General features: G+C 30.2%; 20 protein-coding genes and 1 riboswitch. Of the genes, 14 read left to right on the top strand and 6 right to left on the bottom strand.

The window, feature by feature from the left end:
• Nucleotides 1–21: 21 nt before the first annotated feature.
• A complete protein-coding gene (locus ABXT39_RS04740) occupies nt 22–1,149 on the top strand; it encodes an anhydro-N-acetylmuramic acid kinase (RefSeq protein WP_415294573.1) in 1,128 nt (375 codons plus the stop codon).
• A 2-nt stretch (nt 1,150–1,151) separates the two neighbouring features.
• Here ABXT39_RS04740 and ABXT39_RS04735 read toward each other — a convergent pair whose 3' ends face one another.
• Entirely contained in the window at nt 1,152–1,796 is a 645-nt protein-coding gene (locus tag ABXT39_RS04735) for an alpha/beta hydrolase (RefSeq protein ID WP_415295920.1), read from the bottom strand.
• A 168-nt stretch (nt 1,797–1,964) separates the two neighbouring features.
• Here ABXT39_RS04735 and ABXT39_RS04730 point away from each other — a divergent pair, with 168 nt between their 5' ends.
• Genes ABXT39_RS04730 through ABXT39_RS04690 form a run of 9 tightly spaced genes read left to right on the top strand, consistent with a single transcriptional unit; the run spans nt 1,965 to nt 8,358 of the window.
• The gene (locus ABXT39_RS04730) at nt 1,965–2,390 is read left to right on the top strand and encodes an RrF2 family transcriptional regulator (protein ID WP_415294572.1); all 426 of its coding nucleotides are present in this window, start codon (nt 1,965–1,967) and stop codon (nt 2,388–2,390) included.
• Nucleotide 2,391: 1 nt separating this feature from the next.
• Complete coding sequence (gene sufB, locus ABXT39_RS04725; protein WP_415294571.1) at nt 2,392–3,834, top strand: Fe-S cluster assembly protein SufB; 1,443 nt, start codon at nt 2,392–2,394, stop codon at nt 3,832–3,834.
• Nucleotides 3,835–4,569 carry a Fe-S cluster assembly ATPase SufC gene (gene sufC, locus ABXT39_RS04720; RefSeq protein ID WP_415294570.1) on the top strand — a complete coding sequence of 245 codons (735 nt, stop codon included), beginning with the start codon at nt 3,835–3,837 and terminating at the stop codon, nt 4,567–4,569.
• Between the two features lie 3 nt (nt 4,570–4,572).
• A complete protein-coding gene (sufD, locus tag ABXT39_RS04715) occupies nt 4,573–5,814 on the top strand; it encodes a Fe-S cluster assembly protein SufD (protein ID WP_415294568.1) in 1,242 nt (413 codons plus the stop codon).
• The gene (locus ABXT39_RS04710) at nt 5,811–7,028 is read left to right on the top strand and encodes an aminotransferase class V-fold PLP-dependent enzyme (protein ID WP_415286768.1); all 1,218 of its coding nucleotides are present in this window, start codon (nt 5,811–5,813) and stop codon (nt 7,026–7,028) included. Before sufD ends, ABXT39_RS04710 begins: the two co-directional genes overlap by 4 nt.
• On the top strand, nt 7,028–7,492 hold the full coding sequence (gene sufU, locus ABXT39_RS04705) for a Fe-S cluster assembly sulfur transfer protein SufU (RefSeq protein WP_415294566.1): 465 nt from the start codon (nt 7,028–7,030) through the stop codon (nt 7,490–7,492). The genes ABXT39_RS04710 and sufU overlap by 1 nt, the downstream gene beginning before the upstream one ends.
• Before the next feature lie 8 nt (nt 7,493–7,500).
• Entirely contained in the window at nt 7,501–7,797 is a 297-nt protein-coding gene (locus ABXT39_RS04700) for an iron-sulfur cluster assembly protein (RefSeq protein ID WP_415278668.1), read from the top strand.
• A complete protein-coding gene (locus tag ABXT39_RS04695; protein ID WP_415294565.1) occupies nt 7,797–8,129 on the top strand; it encodes a HesB/IscA family protein in 333 nt (110 codons plus the stop codon). Before ABXT39_RS04700 ends, ABXT39_RS04695 begins: the two co-directional genes overlap by 1 nt.
• A gap of 58 nt (nt 8,130–8,187) precedes the next feature.
• Nucleotides 8,188–8,358 carry a hypothetical protein gene (locus ABXT39_RS04690; protein ID WP_169036262.1) on the top strand — a complete coding sequence of 57 codons (171 nt, stop codon included), beginning with the start codon at nt 8,188–8,190 and terminating at the stop codon, nt 8,356–8,358.
• Between the two features lie 5 nt (nt 8,359–8,363).
• Here ABXT39_RS04690 and glnA read toward each other — a convergent pair whose 3' ends face one another.
• Entirely contained in the window at nt 8,364–9,770 is a 1,407-nt protein-coding gene (gene glnA, locus ABXT39_RS04685) for a type I glutamate--ammonia ligase (RefSeq protein WP_415294564.1), read from the bottom strand.
• Nucleotides 9,771–9,916: 146 nt separating this feature from the next.
• On the opposite strand from glnA, the gene ABXT39_RS04680 reads away from it, so the two are divergent.
• Complete coding sequence (locus ABXT39_RS04680) at nt 9,917–10,396, top strand: YbaK/EbsC family protein (RefSeq protein WP_415294562.1); 480 nt, start codon at nt 9,917–9,919, stop codon at nt 10,394–10,396.
• Nucleotides 10,393–11,280 (top strand): DMT family transporter, encoded by an 888-nt coding sequence (locus ABXT39_RS04675; RefSeq protein ID WP_415294560.1) that lies wholly within the window; start codon nt 10,393–10,395, stop codon nt 11,278–11,280. The genes ABXT39_RS04680 and ABXT39_RS04675 overlap by 4 nt, the downstream gene beginning before the upstream one ends.
• Here ABXT39_RS04675 and ABXT39_RS04670 read toward each other — a convergent pair.
• The 3 genes from ABXT39_RS04670 to ABXT39_RS04660 all read right to left on the bottom strand — a co-directional run bounded on the left by ABXT39_RS04670 (nt 11,273) and on the right by ABXT39_RS04660 (nt 13,709).
• Nucleotides 11,273–12,181, bottom strand: a complete 909-nt coding sequence (locus ABXT39_RS04670) for a homocysteine S-methyltransferase family protein (RefSeq protein ID WP_415294559.1) — start codon at nt 12,179–12,181, stop codon at nt 11,273–11,275. The genes ABXT39_RS04675 and ABXT39_RS04670 overlap by 8 nt on opposite strands.
• A gap of 9 nt (nt 12,182–12,190) precedes the next feature.
• Nucleotides 12,191–12,254: riboswitch (SAM riboswitch) on the bottom strand.
• Between the two features lie 88 nt (nt 12,255–12,342).
• Entirely contained in the window at nt 12,343–12,933 is a 591-nt protein-coding gene (locus tag ABXT39_RS04665; RefSeq protein ID WP_415294557.1) for a 2OG-Fe(II) oxygenase family protein, read from the bottom strand.
• A gap of 29 nt (nt 12,934–12,962) precedes the next feature.
• Nucleotides 12,963–13,709 (bottom strand): TSUP family transporter, encoded by a 747-nt coding sequence (locus ABXT39_RS04660; RefSeq protein ID WP_415294555.1) that lies wholly within the window; start codon nt 13,707–13,709, stop codon nt 12,963–12,965.
• Nucleotides 13,710–13,727: 18 nt separating this feature from the next.
• Between ABXT39_RS04660 and ABXT39_RS04655 the strand changes: the two genes are divergently transcribed.
• On the top strand, nt 13,728–14,228 hold the full coding sequence (locus tag ABXT39_RS04655) for a molybdenum cofactor synthesis domain-containing protein (RefSeq protein ID WP_415278677.1): 501 nt from the start codon (nt 13,728–13,730) through the stop codon (nt 14,226–14,228).
• On the opposite strand, the gene ABXT39_RS04650 is transcribed toward ABXT39_RS04655, so the two are convergent.
• Nucleotides 14,229–14,474, bottom strand: a complete 246-nt coding sequence (locus tag ABXT39_RS04650) for a DUF1244 domain-containing protein (RefSeq protein WP_415286775.1) — start codon at nt 14,472–14,474, stop codon at nt 14,229–14,231.
• A 312-nt stretch (nt 14,475–14,786) separates the two neighbouring features.
• Between ABXT39_RS04650 and adh the strand changes: the two genes are divergently transcribed.
• Nucleotides 14,787–16,337, top strand: coding sequence for an aldehyde dehydrogenase (adh, locus tag ABXT39_RS04645; protein ID WP_415295919.1), 1,551 nt, complete (start codon nt 14,787–14,789; stop codon nt 16,335–16,337).
• The last annotated feature ends 3 nt before the right edge of the window (nt 16,338–16,340 follow it).

The raw sequence follows: 16,340 nt of genomic DNA, 5'->3' as shown, positions 1-16,340 counted from the left end.
ATATTTACTTAAAAAATAAGAATGGAAAAATTTTATACTTCTTTAGGGTTAATGAGTGGCACATCTATGGATGGTGTTGATGCATCAGTTATTAGGTCAGATGGAGAAGATAACTATGAACCTATATTTGACAAATATTTTGAGTATGATGGGGTAATTTACTCAGACTTACTAAATCTAAGAGAAAAAATAAATTCAATAAAAGATTTAACAACTAATTCTTATCAAATCAGTGAGCTTGAGAGAAAAATTACATTATATCATGCTAAAATTAGTAAAGAAATTATAAAGGATGCTGGAATAGATGTAGATTTAATTGGTTTTCATGGTCAAACAATTTTTCATAATCCTCAGGAAAAAATATCAAAACAAATTGGAGATGGCAATTTACTATCAAGTCTCTTAAAAAAAGACGTAGTTTATAACTTTAGAGAAAATGACATTCTTAATGGGGGACAAGGAGCTCCATTAGCCCCAATCTTTCACAACTTACTTGTAAACCAGAATCAAATTGAGAAACCAGCTTGTGTTTTAAATGTAGGAGGTATTGCAAATATTAGTCTTGTTGTAACAAAAAACAATGAAGACCTAAAAAGTTTTGATGTAGGTCCGGGCAATTGTCTCTTAGACGAATGGGTTAGAAGACACACAAAAATGAAATACGATAAAAATGGAGATGCTTCAAACATCGGAAAAACAAGTGAAGTTATTCTAAATCAAGCGATTGACAATTTTGATAATATAAATAATCAAAAAAAACTTTCATTTGATATAAAAGATTTTGATTTAAGTTTTGTGAAAGGTCTTTCATATGAGGATGGTTTATCAACATTAGTAGATTTTACTGCAATAATAATTTATGAATCTATTTTAAAAACAATTAAAATTAAAAAAAGTGAAAAGTTATCAATAATAGTCTGCGGTGGTGGAAGAAAAAATTTATCTTTAATGAAGAGTATAAGAAAAAGACTGCCAAAAAATATCTCCTTAAAAATAATTGATGATTATAAAATTGATGGAGATTTCATCGAGTCCCAAGCTTTTGCCTATCTCGCAATTAGATCTTCACTTAAAAAAATAATTTCATATCCTAACACTACGGACGTAAAAAAACCTTCAATAGGTGGAGTTTTAGTTAAAAACTATTGAGATTAAAATAAAGCGGATTCTTTTTTGATATACTTATCTAAGCTTTTTACCAATACTTCTTCTGTATTAGTAAAAAAATGATTAGCATCATTTATAGTTTGAAAGTCAACTTTAATACCTTTTTGGGCACTTAATCTTTTATTGAGATCAAGAATATGCTCAACAGGAACTAACTCATCTTTTTTGCCATAAATCATTAAACCTGAAGTAGGGCATGGAGATAAAAATGAAAAGTCATATACATTTGGTTGTGGTGATATTGCAATAAATCTATTTATTTCTGGTCTTCTCATTAATAATTGCATTGCTATTAGCGATCCAAAAGAAAATCCTGAAACCCAACATTGTGAGTTGTCAAAATTTTCACGCTCTAACCAATCTAGGGCTGCAGCAGCATCAGCTAGTTCACCTTGACCATTATCAAATTCACCATCACTTTTTCCGACACCTCTAAAGTTTACTCTGCATACAGAAAATCCATTTTCCATAAAAGTATGAAATGTATCAACCACAACTTTATTATTCATTGTTCCTCCATATTGAGGATGGGGTTGTAATACTAATGCTATTGGTGATGTAATTTTTTCACTTTTATAATACTTGGCTTCCATTCTTCCGGCAGGTCCAGGTATAAAAACTTCTACTATTTTGTTATCCATAAATGATATTGATTATTGTTCTCAAAAAAAAGCTACATCTATCATAAGTGAGCGACAATATGTTAACTTTTTTATGTAATCTATACTTGACTAATTTAGTCAAGTTTATATAAAACCCATAGTTTAAAGGGTAAATAATAACTTAATATCAAAAAAATGAAATTAACGTCAAAAGGCAGGTATGCAGTAATGGCTTTAGCTGATTTAGCTAATTTCGACAGCGTAGATCCTATATCTCTAAGGGATATATCATTAAGACAGGGCATATCACTAGATTTTTTAGAACAAATATTTTCAAAACTAAAAAAACACAACATAGTGAAAAGCACCAGAGGCACTAATGGTGGGTACGTTTTAAACAAAGATCCTGCTCAAATTAAACTAGCAAATATACTTAATGCTGTAGATGAAGAAGTTAAAACTGTTCAGTGTAAAAAAGAGTCAAAAAAAGGATGTAATAGCAAAACATCAAAATGTATTACCCACAATTTGTGGGATGAACTTGAAATACATATCAATAATTTTTTTGAGAAAAAAAATTTAAAAGATCTTATAAGCAACAAATTAGAAAGTATAAATTAAAATGGATGCTAGAGAAAAAGAGATAGAAAAATTAAAAGATTATAAATATGGTTTTTCAACAGATATTGAAAACACAAGAGCTCCCAAAGGATTAAATGAAGAGGTTATTAAATTTATTTCAGATATAAAAAAAGAACCTAAATGGATGCTTGATTGGAGACTAAAAGCATTTGAAAGATTAAAGCAATTAAAAGAGCCAAATTGGCAAAAACCAAAATATCCTAAAATAAATTACCAAGATCTTTACTATTACTCTGCACCAAAAAGCATGGATGACAAACCTAAAAGTTTAGATGAGTTAGATCCAAAGTTACTTGAAACATATAAAAAACTAGGAATACCACTACAAGAACAGGCAAGATTAAATGGTATAGCTGTAGATGCTGTGTTTGATTCAGTGTCAGTAGCAACAACTTTTAAAGGTGAGTTGAATAAAAAAGGAATAATTTTTTGCTCAATGTCTGAGGCAATTCGAGAACACCCTGAGCTTGTAAAAAAATATTTAGGATCAGTAATTCCTTTATCAGATCATTATTTTGCAACATTAAATTCTGCGGTATTTACAGATGGTTCATTTGTTTACATTCCAGAAGGTGTCAAATGTCCGATGGAGCTATCAACTTATTTTAGAATTAATGCTACAGAGACAGGTCAATTTGAAAGAACATTAATTATTGCCGACAAAGGAAGTTACGTCAGTTATTTAGAAGGCTGCACGGCACCAATGCGAGACGAAAATCAATTGCATGCCGCTAATGTAGAATTAATTGCATTAGATGATGCTGAAATTAAATATTCAACGGTTCAAAATTGGTACCCTGGAGACAAAGATGGTGTAGGAGGTATTTATAATTTTGTTACTAAAAGAGGATTATGTAAGGGGAAAAATTCAAAAATTTCATGGACACAAGTCGAGACAGGTTCAGCAATCACATGGAAGTATCCAAGTTGTATTTTAAAAGGAGATAATTCTGTTGGAGAATTTTATTCAATAGCCATCACCAATAATCATCAGAAAGCAGACACTGGTACAAAGATGATTCATCTTGGAAAAAATACAAAAAGCAAAATAATTTCTAAAGGTATATCGGCTGGTTTTGCTGATAATACATACAGAGGATTAGTGGATATCGCTAGAAATGCTGATAATGCTAGAAATTTCACTCAATGTGACTCGTTGTTAATGGGGAATAAATGTGGTGCGCATACAGTGCCTTATATAAAAAATAAAAACTCTAGTTCAAATATTGAACATGAGGCTACTACTTCAAAAATTAGTGAAGAACAATTATTTTACTGTAATCAAAGAGGTTTGAATCAAGAAGAGGCTGTCAGTTTAATTGTTAATGGTTTTTGCAAAGAAGTGTTACAGCAGCTTCCAATGGAATTTGCTGTAGAGGCACAAAAATTAGTTGGTATTAGTTTAGAAGGGAGTGTTGGGTAAATGTTAAAAATTAAAAATCTTAAAGCAAAAATAGATAATAAAGAAATATTAAAAGGATTAAATTTAGAAATTAAGCCAGGGGAAGTACATGCAATTATGGGACCGAATGGATCTGGTAAAAGTACACTGTCTAACGTTCTTTCTGGGAAAAAAGGTTACACGGTAAGTGGAGATATTACATATTTAAATGAAAATTTACTAGATTTAGAGATTGAAGAGAGAGCGCACAAGGGAATATTTTTAGCATTTCAATACCCTTTAGAAATTCCAGGCGTTAATACTAATATTTTTTTAAAAACATCTTTAAATGCAATTAAAAAAGCAAAAGGTGAAAAAGAATTAGATGCAATCGAATTTTTAAAATTAGTTAAACAAAAAGCCTCAGAGTTAAAATTTGACGAAAAAATTTTAAGCAGGCAGTTAAATGTTGGTTTTTCTGGTGGTGAAAAAAAAAAGAATGAAATTTTACAAATGTCAATTTTAAATCCCAGATTATCAATTTTGGATGAAACAGACTCTGGTCTTGATATTGACGCTTTAAAAATAGTTTCAGAAGGTGTTAATGCATTAAGAAGTAAAGAAAGTTCTTTTTTAATCATTACTCATTATCAAAGATTATTAGAATATATAAAACCAGATTTTGTGCATGTTTTAATTAATGGACAAATAGTTAAATCGGGTGGGTCAGAACTTGCATTAGAGCTTGAAAAAAAAGGATACGAAAGTTTAAGTTAGATTATGGAACAACTAAAAGTAGATTTTAATAAAGTAATAAAAAGTTTAAAACTTTCAGAGAAAAGTATAAATTCTAGAAAAGTAAACTTTAATCAATTTGTAGAGAATGGTTTTCCAAATAAAAGAGTGGAAGATTGGAAATTTTCAGATTTAAATCAGATAATTTCTTCTAATATTGAAAATTTACGCCTTCATACTGACTTTAAAATAAGTGAGATTAATGAAACTACCTTTATTGATAAATTTGCACACAATAAGATAATTTTTCTTAACGGAGTAATTTCAAAAGTTGATTTTAGCTCTGAAGATGACACTAAAGTTTTGATAACAAGAGATTTAAATCAAAATGAAAATTTTAAAGAAGTCAATTCATTGGTTTCATTGAACAATGCTCTCATTACCAGTTATATCAGAGTAACGGTTAAAGAGAACTATTCCATGAATGAGCCTTTAATTATATACAATATTACAACCAAAGAGCTTAAGTCAACAGCGATAAATTTGAAAACAGATATTGTTCTTGAAAAAAATAGCAGTTTGAAACTTATAGATTTGTTTGATGATAATTCCGAAAATAATTTCATTAATATAGTTCAAAATTTTGATATTGCACAAGATGCTATTCTTAAAAATTATAAGATCGATCATAAAAAAAATTCTAATATTAAATACTCATATAATAATATTAATTTAGCAAAAAATAGTATTTCAGAAAACTTTATTTTTTCAACTGGGTCTAAATTTATAAAAAATGAAATTAATTGTAATTTAAATGATGAGTACAGCTCAGCATTTATTAATGGAATAATCAATTTAACAAACTCACAACATCATGAAATCAAAACTAACATTAATCATCTAGCCGAAAATACAAAAAGCTATCAATTAATTAAAAGTGTTTTAAATGAAAATGCAAAAGGCATTTATCAAGGTAAAATTTATGTAGACTCAAAAGCCCAAAAAACAAATGGGTATCAACTTAGTAAAGCTTTATTATTAAGTGAGAATACTGAATTTGATGGAAAACCAGAACTTGAGATCTATGCTGATGATGTGAAATGTTCTCATGGAGCAACATCTGGAAATTTAGATGAAGATGCAATATTTTATCTGATGTCTCGTGGCTTGAGTAACCAGCAATCAAAAGAATTATTAATTAAAGGATTTTTACTTGATGCAGTAGAAAAAATAACAGATATAGAAATTAAAGATCTAATTAAAAATATGATAGGAATTACAGAATGAGCATATCAGACATAAAAAAAGAATTTCCAATATTTAGTAACAAGATTCATAATAATGATCTTGTTTATCTTGATAGTGCTAACTCATCTCAAAAACCACAATCAGTAATTGATAGAGTAAACGAGTTTTATACTAATGAATTTTCAAATACAGGCAGAAGTGTTCATTACTTAGCTGTTGCAGCAACTAATCTTTATGAAAATACACGATCTTCCGTTCAAAAATATATTAATGCTAAAGATAAAAATGAAATTGTGTTTACTAAAGGTGCCACTGAAGCAATTAACCTTGTGGCCAATACTTTTGGCCAAAAATATTTAGAACATGGAGACGAAATTCTTATAACTGAACTTGAACATCACTCTAATTATGTGCCATGGCACTTTTTAAGACAATCAAAAGGAATTAAGATTGAATTTGCAGAAATTAATGATGATGGGGAAATTACTCTCGAAAGTATTGAAAAAAAAATAAATTCAAAAACAAAATTAATTGCTATTACTCATTTATCTAATGTGACAGGAGCTGTTTTGCCAGTTAAAGAAATAACAGAATTAGCTCACTCAAAAGGTATTGCAGTTTTAGTTGATGGTTGTCAGGGTGCGCCACATTTAAAGTTAGATATGCAAGATATTGACTGTGATTTTTATGCTATTTCATGTCATAAAATGTATGGACCAACTGGTCTCGGAGTGCTTTATGCTAAAAAAAAATGGTTGGAACAATTACCTCCTTATCAAGGTGGTGGTGGTATGATTAATGACGTTAAAAAAGACAGTATTACTTATGGTGATTTACCAAACAAGTATGAAGCAGGAACAATGGCAACAGCACAAGTTATTGCCTTTGATCAATCTATAAAGTTTCTAGAAAAAGTTGGAATAGAAAGTATGATTAAACATGAACAAGAATTAATTGAATATGGACAAGAAATCTTAAAAAGAAACAATTCTGTTAAATTAATAGGTAATCCTAAAAATAGAGCTGCAGTTTTATCTTTTACAATTGAAGGTGTACATCCACACGACATAGCCACTATATTAGATGAAGATGGTGTTGCTATAAGAGCTGGACACCATTGCTGTCAAATCTTACATGATAAATTAGGAATTTCAGCAAGCGCACGTGCTTCTTTAGGTGTTTATAATACAAAGGAAGATCTAGACCAACTTAATAGCTCAATAAATAACTGTAAAAAAATTTTTAATCTATAATGAATATTAAAGAACTTTATCAAGAAATTATTTTAGAACATGGAAAAAATCCACGCAATCTAAGAAAGACAGAAAATTTTAACAAAGATGCAAAAGGTAATAACCCTTTATGTGGTGATAATGTTCATATATTTCTAAAATTGGATGAAGATAAAAAAGTACAAGATGTTTCATTTGAGGGAAGTGGTTGTGCAATTTCAATGGCATCAGCATCAATCATGACTGATTTAATGAAGGGAAAAGAAGAAGTTCAAGTCAAAGAAATTGTAAATGATTTTTTGGGTATGATTAAAGAAAACCCTGAATTAAAATCAAAAAATTTACAGGAAGATGAAAAAACTAAGTTAATGTGCTTATCTGGAGTAAAACAATATCCAATGAGAGTAAAATGTGCAACATTATCATGGCACACTTTAATTTCTGCAATTGACAAAACACAAGAAGAAATTAATACTGAAAACTAGATAAAATTATGGATTTAAGAGAACAAGTAATAGCTGAAATTAGAAAAATTTATGATCCTGAGATACCAGTTAATATTTATGAATTAGGTTTGATTTATGACGTTAAGGTAAAAGAGGATAAAGCTAAAATTATAATGACTTTAACGACACCCAATTGTCCTGTTGCTGAAAGCTTACCCCAAGAGGTTAAAGATAGTGCCATGCAAGTGGAAGGTATTAAAGAAGTTGATCTTGATTTAGTTTTTGAACCACCTTGGGAAAAGTCAATGATGTCAGAGGCAGCTAAATTGGAGTTAAATTTATAATGAATCCAATAATTAAACTAAGTGATAATGCTGCAATTCGTATTAAAGAAATTATGTCTGGAATTGAATCAAGCTCAATTGGTGTCAGAGTTGCAGTTAAATCCGGTGGCTGTGCAGGAATGTCATATGTTATGGAATATGCTAAAGAAGTTAATCCTACAGATGAGATTATCGAAGATAAGGGTGTAAAAGTATTTGTTGATGCAGGAGCTGTAATGTATCTGCTCGGAACTGAGATGGATTATAAAAAAGAAGAGTTTTCTTCATCATTTGTGTTCAATAATCCTAATGAATCTGAGCGTTGTGGCTGTGGAGAATCTTTTAAAGTCTAATATAACAAATACGCATATCAGTATTGCAATTTACGCATATCTAGGGTATTTAATGAGTATGAACAAATTTGAATTTAAAAATCTTGTTAAATCATTAGAAAAATCATTAAAAGAAAGAACATTCTTTAAGACTCTTCGAACGGAAGTAAACACTGGTGCTAATGGCACACAGGATTATGTTGTTAAAAAAGGAATTAACAAAGATAAAATCGCAACTACTAGACAGTAATAATTTTAGCTACTGTAATACATCTCAAACTCAACAGGATGAGGCGCATGTTCAAATTTATGTATCTCTTCAAATTTTAATGCAATGTAAGCATCAATTTGATCATCCGTAAATACACCACCTTCAGTTAAAAAATCTCTATCCTTATCTAAACTTTCCATAGCTTCTCTTAGGGAGCCACAAACAGTTGGGATATTTCTAACCTCTTCAGGAGGTAAGTCATAAAGATCTTTATCAAAAGATTCACCTGGATGAATTTTATTTTTAACACCATCTAAACCAGCCATAAGCATAGCAGCAAAAGTTAAGTAAGGGTTTCCTGATGCATCAGGAAATCTTATCTCACATCTAGCACCATTTTTATTTAAACTAATCGGTATTCTACAAGATGCAGATCTATTTCTTGCCGAGTAAGCCAATAGTACAGGTGCTTCAAATCCTGGTATTAATCTTTTATAACTATTTGTTGTAGAGTTTGAAAAAGCATTAATAGCTTTTGCATGTTTTAAAATACCACCAATATAATGTAATGCTATCTCTGATAATCCAGCATAAGCTTCACCAGAAAAAACGGGCTTATCATTTTTCCAAATTGATTGATGAATATGCATTCCAGAACCATTGTCACCAGCAACAGGTTTAGGCATAAACGTTGCTGTTTTTCCGAATGAATGAGAAACCATTTGAACTACATATTTATAAAGCTGAACATTATCTGCTGTTTCAACTAAAGTTCCAAAAACCATACCTAGCTCATGTTGACTTGGAGCAACTTCATGGTGATGTTTTTCAACTTTAACACCTACTTCTTTTAAACTTTTTAAATATTCACCTCTCATATCTTGTTCGCTATCAACTGGAGGTACTGGGAAATATCCACCTTTAACTGGAGGTCTGTGACCCATATTTCCATTGGCATATATGGTTCCAGAATTATAAGGACCTTCTTTGCTGTCTATTATAAAACCAGTATTATTTGGATCGTTATTAATTCTAACATCATCAAAAACAAAAAATTCGGGTTCTGGACCAAAAAAAGCTTTGTCACCAATTCCAGATTTTTTTAAATACTCTTCTGCTTTTTTTGCTGTTCCTCTTGGGTCTCTTTCGTAAGGAGATTTTTTTACAGCATCTAAAATGTCACAAAAAAGTATTAAAGTATTATGAGAAGTAAAAGGATCCATAACAAGTCTTGATGTATCAGGTTTTAAAATCATGTCTGACTCGTTGATAGCCTTCCACCCAGCTATGGATGAACCGTCAAAAAATACACCCTCATTAAGCATTTCTTCGTCAACAATCGTATGGTCCATAGTTAAATGTTGAAGTTTTCCTCTAGGGTCAGTAAATCTTAAATCAATAAATTCAACTTCTTTATCTTTAATAAATTTTAATACATTACTAGCGGTCATAGTTTCTCCCTTTTTAAATTTTGTAGCTCATTGTTAACAAATTTTTTTAAAATAATATTGCTTGATTAATAAATATCACCTATGCGTTTTTTACATATGAATTACAACATTATTTGCTAAATTAGCAATCAATTGTTAGTTGAAATATGAGCTTATTAGACAAAGAACCAGTTAAAAGAGTGGAAAAATTTCTTAAAGGTTTTGACAAATCTTTGGAAGTTATCGTACTTGAGAATTCAGCCAGAACAGCAAAAGATGCAGCAATAGCTTTAGGTTGTGATGTGGGTGCAATTGTTAAGAGCTTATTATTTAAAACTGGGGATAATTTTATCTTGTGTTTAGTGGCAGGTGACAAGAGATGCTCATTAAATAAATTAAAAAAAATTAAGAATATAAAAGATATTTCTATGGCTTCTCCAGAAGAAGTTAAAACTCAAACTGGCTATACAATAGGTGGTGTTTCACCAGTAGGTCATTTAAATAAGCTGGAAATTTTTATAGATAAATCTTTAGAAAGGTTTAATGAACTGTTTGCTGCAGCGGGACATCCAAACTGCGTTTTTAAGATTAATTTTAAAGATATTCAAAAAATTATAAATGGGAAAGTTGAAGATATAATTGAATGAGACAGCCTAAATTAATTGATTATACTTTATTAGTAATTTTATCTTTAATATGGGCTTCAGCTTTTTTTAATATAAAAATTGCAACAGAATCCTTTGGTCCTATTACAATTGCTTTCTTAAGAGTTTTTTTTGGATCAATTCCAGTACTATTATTATGTTTTTATAAAAAAATTAAAATAGAAGCTTTTTCAAAAGATTGGTATTGGTTTGCTATAATTGGATTTGTAAATTTAGTGCTACCATTTTTTTTAATTGCCTACGGTGTAAAATCGGTTCAAAGTAATTTAGCAGCAATATTAATGTCGACAACTCCATTAAGCTCAACTGTATTAGGACATTTTTTTACTAAAAATGAAAAATTTAATTTTATTAAAACATTTGGAATATTGATAGGATTTTCAGGAATTATCTATTTATTCTCTGACAATTTTTTAATCAATGATAATAATTTTTTCTCTGCATTAATGATTTTACTTGGATCAACTTGTTATGTCATAGGTGGAGTTTTAACTCTTAAAATCAGTAATAAAAAAAATGAGAATGTAACAGGCTCAATATTAATTTGGGCTATAATAATTTTGATACCCTTAGTTTCTTTTATAGAAAAACCTTGGGAAACTACACCCTCAATAGTGTCAAGTATTTCTGTAGTTTATCTTGGTTTAGTATCAACAGGTTTAGCATGGCTTCTTAGATTTAGAATTTTAAAGAACAATGGACTAATATTTCAGTCTCAAGTTTCTTATTTAATACCTATTTTTGGAATTATATTAAGTTATATATTTTTAGATGAATTAATTACTGATAAAGTTTTAACTTCACTATTAGCAGTTCTAGTTGGACTTTATTTTGTAAAAAAAGCAGGAAATAAAAAAATTACTTAAGTTTAGCCATCTCCTTAATGTGTGATGGTCTAGTTTCACAGCAACCTCCTAAAATAGTGGCCCCAGCTTCTTTAAATTTCTTTACAAATAAAGCCATCTTTTCTGGCACTAGATCTTCTCTGTGACCCAGAAATTCATTTGGGTTTCCTGTTTTACTTTTATTAAAAGTATTTGTGTAACCAGCTGTAGGTTTTGTTGTAATAAACCCATTGAGTTTAAAGCCAAATGGAACATCTAAACTTTTTATTTCATTAAGATTTTTTTCATAATTTTCTGGTGATACACAAGAAAGTATTATTCCAAGTAAACTTTTGTGATTTATTGTTGTGATAATCTCAGAAATATTTTCACCACTCGGTAACTTTACTCCCTCAGACACATGGGCACCAATTAGATAAGGTTTATTGAAACTTTTTATGGCTTCGATAGCTAATTTAAACTCTCTTACACTACTTAATACATCAAAATAAAAAAAATCTATAAAAGGATCAAGTAATTTTGCTTGATCATAGAAATTTTCTTTAATTTCATCATTAGCTCTTGTGTCTGCTTCATAGGTTAAATATTGAGGAGGCAATCCTCCAGCAACTAAAATATGTGGATTTAAATCTTTTGCTTTTTTAGCTATTTCACCAGCTTTAGTATTTAAATACTCAAATTTATCTTCAACACCATTATCCCTTAATCTCATTCTTCTTGTGGTAAATGTTGTTGTTACAATAATCTCAGCACCTGAATTTATAAAATCTAAGTGTGTATCAAGCAAAAGCTGATGATATTTTTCCTGCAATAATGCATTAGCACTCCAGAGGGTACCATTTGCTTCTACACCTCTCGCTAATAACTCTTGACCCATTCCACCATCTAGAACTCTGGTTTCTTTGAAAAAATTTATATCCATCTTTGTTCCTTACTTTTTTAGTGCTTTAGCTTTATGCCAGGTGCACAATATAGTCCAACTACCCTTACCAATTAATTTAATGATTTCCTTTTTAGCAGTTAGTACCTGCAATATGGATCAAATCGGTAAACTGTTTATATAACTAATTGAGTGATTAGCAATTATTTTTTGAATAATATTTTAGCATTAAAAGAGAAAGATCTTCTCTCACCATCAACATTAAATGGGTAGGCAGTATGCATCAAATAATTTGGAAAAATCAATAGATCCCCTAATTTAGGGTTTAAATTATAGATACTTTTACTCAAAAAGTGTGTTTGCCCATTAATAAAATCAATAGTTCCATTAGTTTTAAACTTTTTATTTTTAACAAATTTATTTTGATTCATATCTTTTGGGATTTTAAGGTAACCAACTCCTGATAATTGTCCTTCATGGTAATGAATAGGATTATATTCATTTTTTAATTGTCTAACTACCCATAGATTAATTATTTTAATTTCTTTAATTTTTTTTACTTCAGACTTATCAAGATAAATTTTGATATTCTTTATTAACTCTTTAGACAAACTCTTACTAACCAATTTTTTAGGAATCTTGATTTCATTCTTAATTTGACTTGCTAGTTTAGAGCTATAATCATTTTTTTTTGATAATTGAGACTTATCAATATAATTATTTAATATAGTAATAATTTTTTTGGATAACTTTGTTTTTCCTATAGTTGGTCCAAAAGCTCTGAATGTTTTCATATTTTATCTATAATAATTTAATACTTGTGTTATGCAAACAACTTCAGTCCCATTCGAATAGCGACAAATATGACAAGTGCCGATGTTACTAAAGCCAACATTCTTGCAGGAAAAATTTTAAGATTTAAATAGTTTCCTAATTGACCTCCCAATAAAACTAAAAGAAATAATGGCCAATAATCATAAATCCCATTTATTGTTGATGTTTTTGTAAATTGACCAGCAAGTCCTGACATAGAATTGATTAATATAAAAAGAGATGCTGCTGTTGCAATGTTCTTAGCGCCATCAACTCTGACCAATAATAGTATTGGACTTAAAAATATACCACCACCAATACCAACCACACCAGATACAAATCCAATAGATGCACCAATCAATAATGATAATATTTTTGGTATCTTTTTATAAACTTCAATTTTTTGATCAAAAGATTGAAATTTCAGAAGAAGTAGAGCTCCTGCTAGTGTCAAGACGACAAAAAGTAAAATTTCAAAAACTTCTTTATCTACTGATAATGATCCACCTATGAATGCAAGTGGAACAGATGATATTAAGTATGGGGTAAGTATCTTAAGATTGATATTCCCAGCTTTAATATAGTTAATACAATTTCCTGATACGACAATAATATTACAAAAGAGGGCAATTACAGGAAAGATCAAGTAAGGAACATCCCAAATTAATAAAAGAGCTAGATAGGTAGAGCCACCCCCAAATCCAACACTTGAATATAAAGTTGCTGTTAGAAGAAATAAAAATGATAATATAATCATAATAATTATTTTAAATTTATGATTGTAAATATAGCACTTTTAACAGTTACAGACACTAGAACTTTTGAGAATGATAAGTCAGGTGCGATCTTAGTAAAAAAAATAGAGGAGGCTAAACATAAATTAATAGATAGAAAAATTTGCAAAGATAACAAAGAAGACATTATTATAATCCTTAAAGATTGGATTAATCAATCTAAAATAGATGTTGTAATTACAACTGGTGGAACAGGACTTACAGGTCGAGACATCACACCGGAGGCAGTGAATGAAATTGCTGATAAGCATATCCCGGGTTTTGGAGAAGTTTTTAGAACAATTAGTTTAAAGACAGTTGGCACTTCTGCTATTCAATCTAGAGCTTGTGCTGTGCTAGCTAATGGTAAGTACGTGTTTGCTCTACCAGGATCTTCAGGTGGTGTTACTGATGCTTGGGATGGAATTTTAAAACATCAGTTAGATATAAATCACAAACCATGTAATTTTGTAGAACTATTTCCAAGACTTAAGGAAAAATAATTATTTTTGATATTTTTCTTTCCACTCTGGATAAGGCATTCCATAGACATGTTCTCGTGCATCTAAATCTGAAATTTCAATACCTTTTTTATCTGCTTCTTCGCGATACCATTTTGATAAACAGTTTCTACAAAAACCAGCAAGGTTCATGATATCTATATTTTGAACATCTTTTCTTTCATCTAAATGCTTAAGAAGCCTTTCGAAAGTAGCAGATTGCAATTCTTTTTTTGTATTTTCATTCATAGTCAAATTATTAGACACATTTTAATTGAGCACAAGATGTAGGCTGTATTCAATCTTAAGTAGAAAATTAATAATATAATTAATGGATATTAATATCAATTTTTGTTTAGTTAAGGAATGGCTATTAAAAAGAAAAAAACAGCCAAAAAATCTAAACGTAAGGCCAAAAAAAAAATTAAGAAAAACTTGGTTAAGCGATTACCTAAAAATATTAAAAAAGTTAAGAAGAAAAAAGGTGTGACTAAAAAGAAGTTACTTAAGCCAATAAAAAAAAATAAGCTTAAGAATATTAATAAGAGAGAGAGGATAAAAATGAGTACAGAAACAGTAAAAGGTGGACGATCTCCAATGTTAGATACGTCTCACTTAAAAGTTAAATTTCCATTTAAAGAACAATATGGAAATTTTATAGGTGGTAAATTCGTTAAACCAAAATCAGGAAAATATTTTGATAACGTAAGCCCAATCAATAATGAAGTTATATGTTCCGTTCCAAGATCTGATGCACAAGATGTTGAGGCAGCACTTGATGCGGCACACGCAGCTTTTCCTACTTGGGGTGTTACATCAATAACAGAAAGATCAAATATTTTACTTAAGATAGCTGATGTTATTGAGAAAAACTTAGAGTTGTTAGCAACTGCTGAATGTTTAGACAATGGAAAGCCCATTAGAGAATGTATGGCAGCTGACTTACCATTAGTTGTTGACCATTGGAGATACTTTGCTGGAGTTATTAGAGCAGAAGAGGGGTCGGTTTCAGAAATAAGTAATAGTGAATATTCTTACCATATTCCTGAACCACTTGGTGTGGTTGCACAAATTATACCTTGGAACTTTCCATTATTAATGGCAACATGGAAACTTGCACCAGCTTTGGCTGCAGGAAATTGTGTAATCTTAAAACCAGCTGAACAAACACCAGCATCTATCTTGCTTTTAATGGAGTTAATTGGAGACCTATTACCTCCTGGAGTTCTTAATGTTGTAAGTGGATTTGGTTTGGAAGCAGGAAAACCTTTAGCGTCATCTAAAAGAATTAGAAAGATTGCTTTTACAGGTGAGACTACAACTGGACGTTTGATCATGCAGTACGCGGCGCAAAACTTAATTCCAATAACTTTAGAATTAGGTGGAAAATCTCCAAATGTTTTCTTTGAAGATGTCATGGATCAAGATGATGACTTCTTTGATAAATGTCTTGAAGGTTTCACAATGTTTGCTCTCAATCAGGGTGAAGTTTGTACTTGTCCTAGTAGAGTATTAGTTCAAGAATCTATTTATGATAAATTTATGGAAAGAGCAATTGCTAGAACAAAAGCTATCGTCCAAGATAACCCTTTAAAAATGGAAACCATGATTGGTGCTCAAGTATCATTGGAGCAAATGGAAAAAATAAAATCTTACTTAGATTTAGGTAAGAAAGAGGGAGCTAAAGTTCTATGTGGAGGTGAAGTTGCCAACTTAAACAGTGGTTTGGAAAAAGGAAATTATATCCAACCTACTATTTTTGAAGGTGATAACTCTATGAGAATATTCCAAGAAGAAATTTTTGGTCCAGTAGTGTCAGTTACTAAATTTAAAGATGAAGCTCATGCATTAGAAATTGCTAATGACACTCTTTATGGTTTAGGTGCTGGCGTTTGGACTAGAAATGGGAATGTTGCTTATAGAATGGGAAGAGGTATCCAAGCAGGAAGAGTTTGGACAAACTGCTACCATGCTTATCCAGCTCATGCTGCTTTTGGCGGTTATAAACAATCTGGAATTGGTAGAGAAACACATAAAATGATGCTTGATCATTATAGACAGGTGAAAAACTTACACGTGTCATACAGTGAGAAAAAATTAGGCTTCTTTTAACAG

This window comes from Candidatus Pelagibacter sp. Uisw_113, assembly GCF_047717815.1.
GTDB lineage: Bacteria > Pseudomonadota > Alphaproteobacteria > Pelagibacterales > Pelagibacteraceae > Pelagibacter.
The sequence above is the reverse complement of the archived record's forward strand: the minus strand, read 5'-3'. Positions and strand labels throughout refer to the sequence as shown.

What these genes read in the sequence shown, in the direction of transcription:
- sufC (WP_415294570.1), top strand. Translation starts at nt 3,835, where the DNA reads ATGTTAAAAATTAAAAATCTTAAAGCAAAAATAGATAATAAAGAAATA.
- ABXT39_RS04650 (WP_415286775.1), bottom strand. Translation starts at nt 14,474, where the DNA reads ATGAATGAAAATACAAAAAAAGAATTGCAATCTGCTACTTTCGAAAGG.
- ABXT39_RS04680 (WP_415294562.1), top strand. Translation starts at nt 9,917, where the DNA reads ATGAGCTTATTAGACAAAGAACCAGTTAAAAGAGTGGAAAAATTTCTT.
- ABXT39_RS04700 (WP_415278668.1), top strand. Translation starts at nt 7,501, where the DNA reads ATGGATTTAAGAGAACAAGTAATAGCTGAAATTAGAAAAATTTATGAT.
- sufD (WP_415294568.1), top strand. Translation starts at nt 4,573, where the DNA reads ATGGAACAACTAAAAGTAGATTTTAATAAAGTAATAAAAAGTTTAAAA.
- ABXT39_RS04675 (WP_415294560.1), top strand. Translation starts at nt 10,393, where the DNA reads ATGAGACAGCCTAAATTAATTGATTATACTTTATTAGTAATTTTATCT.
- ABXT39_RS04660 (WP_415294555.1), bottom strand. Translation starts at nt 13,709, where the DNA reads ATGATTATATTATCATTTTTATTTCTTCTAACAGCAACTTTATATTCA.
- ABXT39_RS04665 (WP_415294557.1), bottom strand. Translation starts at nt 12,933, where the DNA reads ATGAAAACATTCAGAGCTTTTGGACCAACTATAGGAAAAACAAAGTTA.
- sufU (WP_415294566.1), top strand. Translation starts at nt 7,028, where the DNA reads ATGAATATTAAAGAACTTTATCAAGAAATTATTTTAGAACATGGAAAA.
- adh (WP_415295919.1), top strand. Translation starts at nt 14,787, where the DNA reads ATGAGTACAGAAACAGTAAAAGGTGGACGATCTCCAATGTTAGATACG.
- glnA (WP_415294564.1), bottom strand. Translation starts at nt 9,770, where the DNA reads ATGACCGCTAGTAATGTATTAAAATTTATTAAAGATAAAGAAGTTGAA.
- ABXT39_RS04690 (WP_169036262.1), top strand. Translation starts at nt 8,188, where the DNA reads ATGAACAAATTTGAATTTAAAAATCTTGTTAAATCATTAGAAAAATCA.
- ABXT39_RS04710 (WP_415286768.1), top strand. Translation starts at nt 5,811, where the DNA reads ATGAGCATATCAGACATAAAAAAAGAATTTCCAATATTTAGTAACAAG.
- sufB (WP_415294571.1), top strand. Translation starts at nt 2,392, where the DNA reads ATGGATGCTAGAGAAAAAGAGATAGAAAAATTAAAAGATTATAAATAT.
- ABXT39_RS04655 (WP_415278677.1), top strand. Translation starts at nt 13,728, where the DNA reads ATGATTGTAAATATAGCACTTTTAACAGTTACAGACACTAGAACTTTT.
- ABXT39_RS04740 (WP_415294573.1), top strand. Translation starts at nt 22, where the DNA reads ATGGAAAAATTTTATACTTCTTTAGGGTTAATGAGTGGCACATCTATG.
- ABXT39_RS04670 (WP_415294559.1), bottom strand. Translation starts at nt 12,181, where the DNA reads ATGGATATAAATTTTTTCAAAGAAACCAGAGTTCTAGATGGTGGAATG.
- ABXT39_RS04730 (WP_415294572.1), top strand. Translation starts at nt 1,965, where the DNA reads ATGAAATTAACGTCAAAAGGCAGGTATGCAGTAATGGCTTTAGCTGAT.
- ABXT39_RS04695 (WP_415294565.1), top strand. Translation starts at nt 7,797, where the DNA reads ATGAATCCAATAATTAAACTAAGTGATAATGCTGCAATTCGTATTAAA.